Here is a 13,594-nt window from a genome sequence, read left to right on the forward strand (position 1 = left end):
CTGTAAATTGAAATTCACCTAGGCTCCATTGTAATACGACGCGATATTTCGGAGGGAGACTTGCTGCGAATTTATAATAATGCCGGGTAGCCTTAGCTACCCGGCCATCGCTAAGCAGTAGTTTTATGAGGATTTGATTGCCGGTGCTACATTTTTAGAGCGTTGCTTCCAGATCACGAACAATGCCGGAAACACCACTAGAACCATAATGAGCGAGGTCACAACCCCGCCCAGCATTGGCGCAGCGACCCGTTTCATTAGATCGGCGCCGCTGCCATTGCTTAGCATGATCGGTACTAAGCCCAAAATTAATGCGAGTCCAGTCATTAATTTTGGGCGTAGTCGTTTGGCTGCACCGTCGACTACTGCCTCAGTAAGGTCATTAAAGGAGTTGAGTAGGCCGTCATCACGACGTTGTCGCCAAGATATATCTAAATACAGCATCATCAGTAGACCAAGCTCTACCGCTAAACCGGCCACGGCAATCATGCCCACGGCCACGGCGACTGATATCTTGTATTCGAGCATCCACAAAAACCACAAGCTACCAACCAGAGAAAAGGGCAGTGCGAGCATGACAATCAGTGTTTCGATTAGCGATTTTCGATGAAAGTACAGCATCATAAAAATCAGCCCTAGGGTCATCGGTACGAGAATTTCTAGACGCGATTTTGCACGCTCGTAATTTTCGAACTGCCCAGCCCAGGCGAGGCGATAACCAGTGGGGATGTCGACATTTTCAGCGACCACTTTTTTGGCTAGCACGACGTAGTCCGGAATGCCGATATTGTCGGCAACGTCGACAAAAACAAAGCCGACTAACTGACCGTCTTCATTGCGAATCATTGGCGGACCTTTGCGGTAGTGTAGTTTCGCAACTTGGCTTATCGGGATTTGGCTGCCATGGCTGGTTGTGACGTAAGTACGCTCTAAAGCAGCTATCGAGTCGCGATAGTCACGGTTATAACGCATTAAAATATTGTATCGCTCACGTCCTTCAACCGTTTGCGAAACCACCTTGCCCCCAATGGCCATCTCAATAACATCTTGAATATCAGCAACATTTAATCCGTACCTCGACGCAGCGTCTCGGTCAATATCAAAATCTAAGAAGTAACCACCCGTGGTGCGCTCGGCAAATGCGCTTCGTGTAAAGTCGCTGGTACGGCTATCACTTTGAAGTGCACGTTCGATCGCGGTCGCGGTGCTTTCAATCGTCGCGAGATCCGGCCCAAACACTTTTATGCCCAATGCCGAGCGAATCCCTGTAGCGAGCATTTGTGTGCGCGTCTGAATGGGCATCCACCAAATATTGGGCATGCCGGGGAATCGTAACTTTTGATCCATCTCGGCGATTAAGCTATCCCAGTCCATTCCTTCACGCCATTCGCTTTTCGGCTTGAGGGTGATATTGGTTTCAATCATCGATAGTGGTGCGGAGTCAGTAGCACTCGTTGAGCGACCAATTTTTCCAAACACCGTTTTTACTTCCGGGAAGGTCATTAGTTCTCGGTTCATTGTGTGGAGCGTCTTTTGAGCTTCACTAATCGACATTCCCGGTAGGGCTGTGGGCATATACAAAATACTACCCTCATTCAATGGCGGCATAAATTCACTACCAAGTCCACGGAAGGGGATGATCGCAGACAGCAGCACAAGAACGCTGACACCCACCACCAGCCAGCGACTATCTACCACCCAGCGGACCACGGGTGCATATAGCGCAATCAAAATTCGATTTAACCAACTGTGTTCGCCGCGAATACGCCCGCGAATAAGTAAAACTGCTAGAGCGGGTATCAGAGTAACGGACAGCAGGGCTGCAAAAAACATGGCGTAGGTTTTGGTGTAAGCCAATGGTTTAAAAAGCCGTCCTTCACTGCCTTCAAGGGCAAACACCGGCAAAAATGACACGGCAATAATTAATAATGCGAAGAAAATGGATGGCCCCACTTCTTGCATCGCGGCAATAATGACGTCTGTGCGGCTCTGAGAGCTATCAGTTTGCTCTCGCCATAATGCGAGGCGGCGGTGTATGTTTTCTACAATGGCTATCGCCGCATCGACCATAGCGCCAATAGCAACCGCAATTCCGCCGAGTGACATGATATTGGCAGTTAATCCTTGGTAATACATAGGAATAAACGCTAATAATATGGCGATAGGCAGGGTGATGATAGCGACTAGCGCCGAGCGCAGATGCAGCAAAAACACAATTATAACGAGCGAGACGATGAGGATCTCTTCACTTAACGTTCGGCTTAAGGTGTCGATAGACCGTTCAATCAGGCCGGAGCGGTCATACACAGGAATAATTTCAACTCCCTTAGGTAAGGATGTCTTAACCTCCTCCAAGCGAGCTTTAACTCGATTTATGACGTCTAAGGCATTTTCGCCAAAGCGCATTACCACAATGCCGCCAACAGCTAAGCCTTCGCCATTAAGCTCGGCACTGCCGCGCTGCATTGCGGGCCCTAGTGACACGGTCGCAATGTCAGACACCTTTACAGGAATACCATCGCCGGTTGTGCTTAGCACCACGCTTTCTAGATCCGCCGTTGAGGTGATGTAGCCTCTACCGCGAATAAAATGCTCGTGACCTGATATTTCTAGAACCCTGCCACCCACATCATTATTTGAGCGTCGTAGTGCAGCGGCGACTTTTTGTAGCGGAATGTTATAGGCGGCCAAACGGTCAGGGTCGATATTAACCTGATATTCTTTTTCATATCCGCCAACGGATGCCACTTCCGCAACACCTTGTACCGCCTCCAGCGCATAGCGTAAATTGAAGTCTTGCAGACTGCGCAATTCTGAGAGGCTTGTGTTACCCGTTTTGTCACTAAGAGCATATTGATAGACCCAACCAACACCGGTCGCATCCGGCCCTAAGGTCGGGGTAACGCCATCAGGCAAATTTGCACTGGCGCTATTGAGGTATTCCAATACACGCGAACGCGCCCAATAAATATCAGTGCCGTCTTCAAAGATGACGTAGACAAACGATAGCCCCATAAAACTTTGACCGCGCACAAATTTCACTTCAGGTGCTGCGAGCAGAGTAGTGCTTAACGGGTAGGTGATTTGATCTTCCACTAAATCGGGACTGCGACCCGGCCAGTCGGTAAAAACAATGACTTGGGTGTCTGACATATCTGGAATGGCGTCGAGCGGCGCGGCCATGAGAGATCGCCAACCCCAGAGTGATGCTCCCACACACAGCAGTATTGTGAGTAGCCAGTTACGGGCACAAAAGCTAATTAGCGACGCAAGAAAGCCTGGGGGATGATTGCTTTGAGGATTTACCATTGCGCAATCCCCGTTTTCAGTTTCGCTTCAGCGGCAATTAAGAAATTACCAGACGTGATTACCTGTTCACCGCCGGATAAGCCCGCTGTAATTTCTATCCAGCCTTTTGTTCTCTGGCCAGTGTTGACTAAGACGGGTTTTATTTTTCCCTCGCTTCCTAAATCCACAAAGACAACACGGGTTTCTCCCGCAATCATGACGGCTTCGTCTGGCACCCAAAGGCGTTTACCTAATTCCTTGTTGAAGTGAACCTGAGCGTACATATCCGGCCTGAGCTCGCCATCGCTGTTGTCGAGAATTAATCGAATGCGAGTGGTGCGGGTGAGGGGATTGACGCTTGGGTAAATGTAATCGATTTTTGCGGGGTACTCTCGCTCACTGAGGTTTCGCATGTTAACAGTCGCAGACATCCCCTTTTTCAGTAACAGCAAGTCATCTTCATAGACTTCGGCTTCAACCCAAACAGTCGAGAGATCAGCCAATTGCAGCAGCATACTGCCGGCTTTCGCATAGCTGCCACTCACGATGGATTTATTCACCACGACGCCACTTTTCTCGGCGTAAATTGGCAGAAACTCGATTGGCGTACCGCGCTGCTCTAGTGCGCGTATGTCAGCATTAGAAATATTCCATAGACTTAAGCGGGAGCGGGCGGCCTTTAGCAAGCTGTCGTCTGATCCACGACTTGCTAATCGACCTCGAGTTTCTAAATATTCTTGTTGTGCTGTTAGCAGTTCTGGGCTGTAAACCGTGAACAGTACTTGGCCACGCTCGACACGGGCACCAATAAAATCCGCTTTTAACTCACCAATCCAGGTATCGAATTTCAAATTTATTTCGCTAGCACTGTGCTGGTCGTAGGCAATACGTCCCACCGCCGTGATCGATTTACTGAGCTCTCTATATTCTGCTGTCGCCGTTTTTACGCCGATTAATTGTCTTCTGCGAGCATCAATACTAATGACTCCAGACTGCGTTTGTTGTTTGCTGACCGGCACTAAATCCATGCCGCAGATAGGGCAAGATCCCGGGGCGGCCGCGCGAACTGAGGTATGCATTGAACAGGTGTAATGCGAAATTCCCGCAGGTGTTGCTGTTGCAGCATGTAACTCGCTGCTGCCAGTTTGGCCGGTCAGAATTAAATCGCCGTGGCCCAGTAAGTCACTGGATACGTCGATAGCAAAGTCGTAATCCCCTGCTTGTGGTAGGACAATAGTGCCGTGGTAATGGCCATCCGTACTTGGCAGCAACGCCACAAGGGCGGCATTGTCTTGCGCTGGAGTGTCCTCGGCACCGGGGTTTGTCATCGACTGCTCAAGTGCTGATTTGACTAACAGGCGAACATCGAGATTGTTCAGCACATTATTCTGCCTGTCCTGCACAGTAATTATCAGCGGATTATCACCTTGACGGAGTTTGGCATTTTCTAATAACGCCACGTTGATAAGGTATTTGCCAACGGTATAGAAACCTTGCTTATTTAAACTGAGGTCGACACCTGGCGTAGAGGGAAATGTGGTTTGGTTGTCGTTGACGGGCATTTCACCGGCCATTGATACGCCGCCGCCACTAATAGTGAGGCCTGAGCGTCCAGTCGCCATATCAAAACTGAGATCGGCTGACTTATTGTCTTTGCTGATCTGTAATTTTAATGGCCATTCACCGCGCATAGCGAGGTCGAATTCGGCAGTGTAAATGCCGGGTGAAACCTCATTAAATACCACGGGAGCGCGCATTGATGGCATGCTGCCCATTGCGGCCATTTCTGCCTGCCCGCGAATTTTTGCCTCGGGAATGGGGTTTCCCTTGGTGTCTCTCAATCGCAAAATGGCAGTGTTATTGCCCACTGCGGGGAGGTCATCCTTGAATGCAATGGCGATGTGATAATCGTCCGTCCGATATTCTTTTGCATCATTCATTTGCTGAGTGAAGGCATCGGTAGATGAACGATAAACATAGCTAAAATAACTTAAAGCCACGACCAAAATAATTATGATGCTGACAAGAAATCGCTGTTTCATTGTGCGTGCTCCGAGGTGGCATTTGGTTTGATTTTTGCGGTAGCGCTATTTTGACTTGCCGCCATGTTGCTATTTTGTTGCTGGCTATATTTGGACAAGGCCAACGGTCCGCCGAGCGTGTTCTCAAGTGCGGCTTTTGCAATTAGGTAATCAGCGCGAGCACGCTGTAAGCTCAATTCGGCATCGAGATGAACTTGCTCGGCGCTTATCAATTCACTAAAACGGCCGCCCCCTGCGCCATAGGCAGCCCGCGTCGCGCTAAGATTCTCGGCTGTTCTCGGTAATAAATCGTGCTCATAGAGGGCAATGGTATGCAGTGCTTCGTTGACGAGGACACGGGCTTCTTCTAAATCTCCCAGCACCTGCGAGCGCAGCTCATCTAATTCAGATTGCCAGCCAACGGTATTCGCCCGGGACTCATCCCTAGCCGCGCGATATTTATCCCGCCCTAGCGGTAAGTTAATACCAATACCGACTACCCAGCGTTTGGCTGTTTCATCCCAAAGGCTGTTATAGCCAGTGAATAATTTAAAATCTGGATAGAAGTCTTTATCAGCCAGTTGTTCCCTGTCGCGACTTGCTGCTATTTGTTGCTTGGCAGCGGCTAGACCTGGGTGCTGACTCAGGGCGATAAGCCGTAGTGTATCGAAATCAGGGATTGCCGTTGGCGGGGGGAGAGCGTTTGAAAGCGCAATGTCCGCGGTTGTACTGCGATTGAGCAAGGTGTTTATTTGCGCACGCAGGGTCGCCAATTGCCGTCGCAATTGAACGCTTCGGTGGCGAATATGCTGAAGCTCTACCTCTGCGAGCAGCACGTCTGGTTGATTGGTTATCCCCGCGGCGTAACGCGCTTCTGCCACGCGACGAAGTTCATCAACTAAGGTGCTATTGCGCTCATTAATGGTAATGGCCTGATGAATGTAGTTCCACTGCGCATAGTAGCTGAGCGCCACTGTACGTAGCTCTAGCCGCCGCAGCGCGAGATTACCACGCTCCGCCTCCGCTGTTTTAGTCGCAGCGTCGCCGCGCAAACGAAGCTTTCCCAGCCATGGAAGCGTTTGCGTTAATTCCACTCGAACATTGCTGCCGCGCCCGTTCGGCGAGTTGTAACCGCCGATGGTGTCGGGGGCAACCGCAGTAAACAGCTGTGGGTCGGGCAAGGCAGTAGACTGAACGATTCGTGCTTCAGCCCCTTGAATCGCAGCTTCAAGGGCAGTTATTCCAGGGTTGGCACGCAGCGCTTCGTCAACGAGCGCCTGGGCAGACATTACTGCCCCCGATGACGATGACAGCGTTACCGAGCGGGTGTATTCCTCAGCTGCATACAGTGCTGGGGCAAAAATCAGAGACAACACGGCGACGACCGCAACAACAAAACGTCGGGACAGGGCGGCGATACACCACCAATATTGGGCGAACATAAGCAATCCTCATAAAATACCTTTTGCTTGGCGCTATAAATAGGCCAAACCACGCACCGTTGTCCGGTGCCTATTAGTAAATTATGAAAATTTTGGGGGTCGGTGCAGTAAGCGTTGAAACGCTGGATTGGGCGGAAGCGGGAGGGAGAATGTCGGGGATGCCGGTATTTTCTCTAGTGCTGCGATAGGGAGGGGTGGTAGAAAACTTGCCGTTAGTCCGCCAATGCCACAATCGATGTTTTCACAGCTATTATTGCTATCCACACAGCAGCAGTTTGCTGGTGTATCGCAATCACCCTGCATATCAGTGGTTTGCATGTTCGGCGTCATGTGCTCAGCCGCAACGGCCGTTGTTGGATCACAATAGGCCGCCTGCAATACGCTGCCCCAGCCCGATGTGGTAAACAACATCAGCGAAAGGATAAGTATGTAGGTGAGGCGCTTTTTCATTCGACGATTTTATTCTTTCCCTGCTTGAGCTGCAAGACGTTCATTTCAGATGGCTTTTTAGAATTACCATGAGGAGGTCATAGCTATAAATTATCCGATACGGTGACGTATTGGAAATAGGGCGTGAGGGGTGCTAGAATACTGATAGTCGACTATATACTCTTATCTGTAGATATCAGGAAAATCCATGGCTATTCCTAAACCTGTCCCGCTGTACCCGACATACAAAGACCTCAAAGCTGTAAAGCTTGAAGAGTTTCCCGACCTCGCAGCCGTGTTAGCCGATACCGATCAATGGAAATCTAAAGCGTGGCTATGGGGTCAGGAATTTCTATCTTATATTGGTCGCAACAAATCAGAACACACATTCACGCGATTTCGTTCTGAAGTCGAGAAATTTCTGCTCTGGGCATTTCTCATCAAAAATAAGCCAATCGACCAATACCGAAAAGCCGATATTTTAGAATATGCAGATTTCTGCTGGCGACCGCCATTAACGTGGATATGTTTATCGAATGTTGAGAAGTTTCTGATTAAAGGCGGCCTGTACATAAGTAACTCTGAATGGGCACCATTCCGGCTGATGATTGCCAAAGGCGACATATCAAAGCCGGACAAGAAAAAATACCGTCCCTCGCAAGAAACCTTACAAGCGACGTTTACCGCCGTTAATGCCTTCTATAAACATCTAACTGATGAAGAATACTGCTACGGCAACCCTGTTCAATTAGCCAAGAAGGATTGTCGATATTTGATCAAAGATGCACAGGTCAAGGACGTAAAACGCTTAACGGAAGACCAGTGGAATTTCCTGCTGGAGGTTGCTCATACCATGGCCGATGACGACTCGCGATATGAACGAAACCTGTTTCTCATTGCATCATTAAAAACCCTTTTTCTGCGCATTTCTGAGTACTCAGATCGCGCAGAATGGTCGCCCACCATGAGTCACTTTTGGAAGGATAATGACAATAATTGGTGGTTGAAGATCTATGGTAAGGGTCGAAAAGTCCGAGATATTACGGTTCCACCGAGCTTTCTAAGCTATTTAACGCGCTACCGGCTCTACCGAGGCTTAAATAAGCTGCCTGTACCTGGTGAAAACCACCCTATTATTGAAAAACTCCGAGGCCGTGGGGGAATGACGGCGCGACAATTATCAAGATTAGTGCAGGAAGTATTCGACCAAGCGTACGAACAAATGAAGGCACGCTATGGTGAAGACAATGCTAGTAATTTTAAAGAAGCGACGTCACATTGGTTGCGGCATACAGGTGCGAGTTTAGAGATTGAGCGCGGCCGCTCACTTAAAGATGTATCCGAGGATTTGGGCCATGCGAGCATGTCTACGACTGACACCGTGTATGTTCAGGCAGATGACAAAAAGCGTGCAGCTAGTGGTAAAGAGCGGAAAGTTTAGCTGAGTAAAACTCATCATTTTTCAGTAAGATAATGAATATTCTGAGATAAAATAGTCAAAATCACTCAGTACCCCTAAAACCTCTACTCAGTGCTTAAATTAAGATAATTTCTTTTAAATCAATACATTACTGTAGCCTATCGCTGAAATAGGCTTAATCCCGACCAATCCCCATATTAGTCCTATCCCTCGATGGCTATATGTTTTGGGCGTCGTCAAGTAAAAGTGCGAAGAAAGCCGGAGCATTCTTTAATACTCGACACCAGACCATAGCGATTCCGGCCGCGTCACTGGCGGCTAATCATGGAATCGCAAGTAACGTGCAAGGCCAAGAGCTACCCGCCCGCATTTGGTTTCCACACGCTGAAGCCGTTTGTCCAGTTACTGAGATGAAACTGTATGCAAGTCAATATGATTGGACAGTAACCCTCTTGATACTTCCGAAAGTTGCCAGCGTTTGGGAGCCGTGCCGTGGTGAGTAAAACTAGGGTATGTGATTAGAATATAAGCTCTCCCTCAAAGCTACAATTGCAATCTCCGCATGTTAAATTTAAATTCGGTCGCCCATAAACAATAACATCGCAGCCCGGGCACTTGTATCTAATGCGCGTTTTTCGTTTTGGAATATCGTGTATTTGTAGCTCGTCAGGCAAAAGTGGTTTTCTACCTTCAAGGGAGATAGTCGGTATCTGCTCGGAAACCTGCTCATAATCCGTAACATTATTTGCATAAAGTTGGACTAGATCTTTTTCACCACGAGCGGTACTGGGTTCTTCAAAAACATTGCCTGTTGTCTCAGGTAAGCGCCCTGCTATCACCGGTTCGAATAACCTCGGTAAGGCTTTCCGGTCAACCCAAGTTAGGTGGAGTTCGTCATTTGCCTCTAATTCACCAAAAACTTTCAGGAAGCGTCCGTCTTTCAATATGTAATCGCTCATAAACTGGCCTGTTATCTTCCCTCCAGGCTCTCCTGTAGAGCTAGGCATAAGACCAATATCAATCATTTTCTTTGCCCACTCCAGATTGTGATAAAACTTACGACCTGGGGTACCATGAATATGTTGCCAACAATGCACCATTTCATGCACCAACGTCTGCATAACTTCGATGAGCCTTGAGCTCGCGATATATGATGGATTTATCGAAATTTCGCTAACTATACTACCCTGTGCGTCACTCCACCGATCCCCCGCAAAATACCCCATCACACCAGGCTTTCGCTGCACGGTAAAAATAACAGGGGGCAATGAGCTCTCAAACAGCCTCTCATTGAAAAGGTCATAGGCGATTTGAAGAGATTGGTATAATTCTGATGTTGGATTCATCTGTATATGATGTACACAACGAAGTAAAAAGGGAAATAATCTGCCTGCATTCGTTATTCTATTACGTTATAAAAAAACTGTATTATATAGCTAAAATAAAAGAATATTGTAGTGTACACAACAAAACTTCATGATTTTAGTTATTTATATGTGATTTTTAATAGTAATATATTATAAAAAGAAGGTGTGTATTAACGATTGCGAATCAAATTACCATGAAAGAGCAAAAAGAGCACATCCTAGATCCTACCCCTCGGAAATATTGGGATTCGTTTCCAAAGCTTGATTTACGACAGCGTAGCCTTTTCGCTTGTGATTCTGCAACGCAACGCGTAATGAATAAAATTACTCAAGATGACTACAAGGTCGGGTTCTTACTCCAAGTTATCTATTTCACGCGCAAACGTCAGTTTTTTCCTGCGTCACACTTCCCCTTAGAACATATTCGCGCTGCTAGAAAAGCTCTGGCTTTACCGATATCTGAATCACGGCTTATTTATCCAGCGGACGTTGCTTCTCGCCATAAGCGAAAAATACTTGAAGTGTACGATTGGCATACTTTTGATGGGCCTTTCAAACAACAGCTTATAAATGTCGCCCAGTCCCTCGTTGATAAAAGACGGCGTAAATCCGATATTGCATATTTTTTATTAGACTACTGTTTGGATCAGCATCGAGAGGTACCATCGTATGCTGTGGTCCGAGATATAATACAAGCCAAATACCATGAATATGAGTCAAACATCGGCAAGGAAATCAGAAAAAGACTTACAGACGAGAATAATGCAGTCCTAACTCAGTTAGTGCATAACTCAGAGGAGTTCTTGTTACATCGCGACGTAAAACGAATTAATCAAGGGGTAAGGCGTCAAGACTGCATAATGAACGGCGATATATTAAATCGTTTCCAAAAACTGTACGTGGAATTTCACCACGTAATAGATTCTATGCGCCTTACCCAAGAAGCAACAGAAGATCTTGCTATCTGGGTAAAGCAGGCAACAGTGCCACGAGTGAAAAAATTTCGAGATGTAGATAGGCGAAATTTACATCTTCTAGCCTACCTCCAGTACCAGTATTTCCACAGATCTGACGCTGCGGTCGACGCTTTCAAAAAGATTATCACTAGTCTAAAAAATAACGCCAGCACCTATCAAAATAGAGAAAATGAAAGGCATGAAAAAGAGGTATTGGACGCTGCGGCTGCATTAACAAACGTAACGAGAAACAGCAAAGAGATAGTTAGAAAAATAATAGAAATTGGAAATAATCCTACGAAGACAGATAAATCTAAAATTAAAGAAATTATTAGTTTAGCTGAAGCATTCATGCTGTCAGATTTTGAAGATGTAGATGAAAAATTACAAAGGGTCGACGACGACGTCAAAAAACGACGCAATAAGCTTGATTACTACCATTACATATTTAGTCAGTCAAAAACAATACAGGGCCGTGTCGGCCCCCTTCTGAAACACTTGGTCTTTGATGACGGTACAGATCCTCATTTAGCAGAAGCTCTGCACTCTTATCAAAAAGGACTATCTAAGGTCACCGAACTCACGTCGATGGAATTCTTATCGACATCTGAACAAGCTTTAATTTTCCGTGAAGATGAGTTTTCCTCCACTGAGAAGTTTAAAATTCTCTTGTTTATCAAGGTGTTTGAAAGTTTAAAAGACGAGTCATTATCTCTCAAATATAGCTACAAGTATCGACCGGCTGAGTCTTATTTCATACCTGCTGAATTTTGGAGGAAATCAAAAGATCAAATACTGACATCTACAACTTTGATGGCCTATAGAGACCCAATTACATACCTAGACTCAATCGGCGGCTCTGTTACAGAGCTTCTCAAGGAGGTTAATAACCGTATCAATGAAAATGAAAACCCTTATGTTAAATTCCATAAGGACGGATCTTGGTGGATCGACACGCCTGCGACAAACTTTTCCACTGATCAATTCGTATCCAAATTATTGGGGGAAGACGCAAGCTTGAGCTTGTATCAAATGATTCATCAAATTAATTCGTTCACTAATTTCACTGATCAATTCGAACATAGCACTAAACGCTTTTCTAGCGAAGAATTTAAATTACCTCATGCTTATGCTGCGCTAATGAGCTTGGGTACAAATATTGGGCATCATCAAATGGCTAAAGCCTGCAATGGCATCACCCTTAAGCAACTTAGAGATATCGAATCTAATCGATTTTCTGTTTCTAATTTGAAAGGTGTAAATGAGATGATTGTTAAACTTATTCAGAGTCTTACATTGCCAGGCATATACTCTGATGAGGAAGGACGGCTTCATACCTCAAGTGACGGCAGGAAAATGGTTGTCGCGGTGGATTCATTAATGGCTAATTTTTCTTACAAATACTATGGTAAAGACAAAGGAATAAGTGCTAATAGTTTTATTGATGAACAGCAGATATTTTTCAATGTAAATGTTCTCACCTCTTCCGAGCGAGAAGCGCCATATATGTTGGAAGGCATGGTTGAATCGAAGCGTACATTGTATCCAGAATCCAAATTCAAAAATAAATCTCACTTACATTCAACAGACACGCACGGCTATACCGAAGCAATTTTTTCCGCGATGCACTTCCTTGGCATTACGTTTGCTCCGCGTATAAAATCAGTACAGCACCAAACTCTCTACGCTTACGATAGTGAGTCGCTTCAAAAAAATAGCAATTTCAGGGTAGCTCCTAAGACCAAGTTAAACAGGAAACTTATTGTTAAACGGTGGGACGATATTCTAAGGCTAATGGCTAGCATCAAGATGAACTATGTTTCTGCTGCAGACATATTCCGAAAGCTATCCTCCAGCACTAAAGACACCGAGCTGTATCGCGCGGTTAAAGAATTTGGCCGGTTGCTGAAAACACATTTTTTGCTGCACTATATGAACGATCTGGATCTACGCCAGAGAATTGAAAAACAATTAAACAAGGTTGAGCTTGGTCAAAGTTTGTCCAGATCAATTTTTCACGGTCGTGGTAAACGACTATATGTTGGTGCAAAAGAGGATATAGAGAGGGTTCTTCTTTGCAGTACTATTCTACAAAATATAGTTATAGCATGGAATTATTTGTATCTATCAGATTATTTACTCTCAATAGGCGATAGTGAACAGCGCCAGGCGGTTGCCGATGGAATTTCAGAAGGCTCAGTTATTAGCTGGGAACATATAAATATGCTCGGTACCTATGAAATTGATCATCTAGAAGGTCCTGTATTCTTAGCGTCGCTACAGCAAATGCGGAATCTTAAACTCCGTCATTCAGTTCAAATAGAATGAGAACAACTTAGATTCGTAAGCATTTAAAAAACCATTTGCAGAATTAATAAAGTCATATATTACAGGTACTTACCCATCTTTGATGCAATATTTACCTCGATGTCGTCAAGTAGCCAATATAGGATAGAAATTCCTGACCCCAGCGCCATGCCTTTAATTTCCATTGATCTGAGTTGGTAAGTAAGCTTTTTAAATCAGGAAATTCTTCAAGCCGAACGTCTTTAAGATCTTTGTACGTTGGATATAGAGGAACTGGTTTAGGCGTGGCCATAGAGTTATCCTAGATAAGCGAATTAAGCACATCCCAACTATATCAGCCTAGGCTCACTATTTCCAATACTTG

7 protein-coding genes are annotated in these 13,594 nt (G+C 45.9%); 2 read left to right on the top strand and 5 right to left on the bottom strand.

The window, feature by feature from the left end:
* Positions 1 to 123 precede the first annotated feature (123 nt).
* The 4 genes from AELLOGFF_RS08390 to AELLOGFF_RS08405 form a co-directional block, all read right to left on the bottom strand.
* On the bottom strand, positions 124 to 3,309 hold the full coding sequence (locus AELLOGFF_RS08390) for an efflux RND transporter permease subunit (RefSeq protein ID WP_159268322.1): 3,186 nt from the start codon (positions 3,307 to 3,309) through the stop codon (positions 124 to 126).
* On the bottom strand, positions 3,303 to 5,330 hold the full coding sequence (locus AELLOGFF_RS08395; protein WP_159268323.1) for an efflux RND transporter periplasmic adaptor subunit: 2,028 nt from the start codon (positions 5,328 to 5,330) through the stop codon (positions 3,303 to 3,305). The genes AELLOGFF_RS08390 and AELLOGFF_RS08395 overlap by 7 nt, the downstream gene beginning before the upstream one ends.
* A complete protein-coding gene (locus AELLOGFF_RS08400; RefSeq protein WP_159268324.1) occupies positions 5,327 to 6,751 on the bottom strand; it encodes a TolC family protein in 1,425 nt (474 codons plus the stop codon). The genes AELLOGFF_RS08395 and AELLOGFF_RS08400 overlap by 4 nt, the downstream gene beginning before the upstream one ends.
* An 81-nt stretch (positions 6,752 to 6,832) precedes the next feature.
* Entirely contained in the window at positions 6,833 to 7,201 is a 369-nt protein-coding gene (locus AELLOGFF_RS08405; RefSeq protein WP_159268325.1) for a hypothetical protein, read from the bottom strand.
* Between the two features lie 187 nt (positions 7,202 to 7,388).
* Between AELLOGFF_RS08405 and AELLOGFF_RS08410 the strand changes: the two genes are divergently transcribed.
* Complete coding sequence (locus AELLOGFF_RS08410; protein WP_159268326.1) at positions 7,389 to 8,621, top strand: tyrosine-type recombinase/integrase; 1,233 nt, start codon at positions 7,389 to 7,391, stop codon at positions 8,619 to 8,621.
* 497 nt (positions 8,622 to 9,118) lie between these two features.
* Here AELLOGFF_RS08410 and AELLOGFF_RS08415 read toward each other — a convergent pair whose 3' ends face one another.
* Complete coding sequence (locus AELLOGFF_RS08415; RefSeq protein ID WP_159268327.1) at positions 9,119 to 9,946, bottom strand: SprT-like domain-containing protein; 828 nt, start codon at positions 9,944 to 9,946, stop codon at positions 9,119 to 9,121.
* 215 nt (positions 9,947 to 10,161) lie between these two features.
* Here AELLOGFF_RS08415 and AELLOGFF_RS08420 point away from each other — a divergent pair, with 215 nt between their 5' ends.
* Positions 10,162 to 13,251 (top strand): Tn3 family transposase, encoded by a 3,090-nt coding sequence (locus tag AELLOGFF_RS08420; RefSeq protein ID WP_159268328.1) that lies wholly within the window; start codon positions 10,162 to 10,164, stop codon positions 13,249 to 13,251.
* Positions 13,252 to 13,594: the final 343 nt, after the last annotated feature.

Source organism: Zhongshania aliphaticivorans (assembly GCF_902705875.1).
GTDB lineage: Bacteria > Pseudomonadota > Gammaproteobacteria > Pseudomonadales > Spongiibacteraceae > Spongiibacter > Spongiibacter aliphaticivorans_A.

Bases quoted from the DNA above. Each gene is read 5' to 3' on its own strand.
- AELLOGFF_RS08410 (WP_159268326.1), top strand. From the start codon at position 7,389: ATGGCTATTCCTAAACCTGTCCCGCTGTACCCGACATACAAAGACCTC.
- AELLOGFF_RS08405 (WP_159268325.1), bottom strand. From the start codon at position 7,201: ATGAAAAAGCGCCTCACCTACATACTTATCCTTTCGCTGATGTTGTTT.
- AELLOGFF_RS08420 (WP_159268328.1), top strand. From the start codon at position 10,162: ATGAAAGAGCAAAAAGAGCACATCCTAGATCCTACCCCTCGGAAATAT.
- AELLOGFF_RS08415 (WP_159268327.1), bottom strand. From the start codon at position 9,946: ATGAATCCAACATCAGAATTATACCAATCTCTTCAAATCGCCTATGAC.
- AELLOGFF_RS08395 (WP_159268323.1), bottom strand. From the start codon at position 5,330: ATGAAACAGCGATTTCTTGTCAGCATCATAATTATTTTGGTCGTGGCT.
- AELLOGFF_RS08390 (WP_159268322.1), bottom strand. From the start codon at position 3,309: ATGGTAAATCCTCAAAGCAATCATCCCCCAGGCTTTCTTGCGTCGCTA.
- AELLOGFF_RS08400 (WP_159268324.1), bottom strand. From the start codon at position 6,751: ATGTTCGCCCAATATTGGTGGTGTATCGCCGCCCTGTCCCGACGTTTT.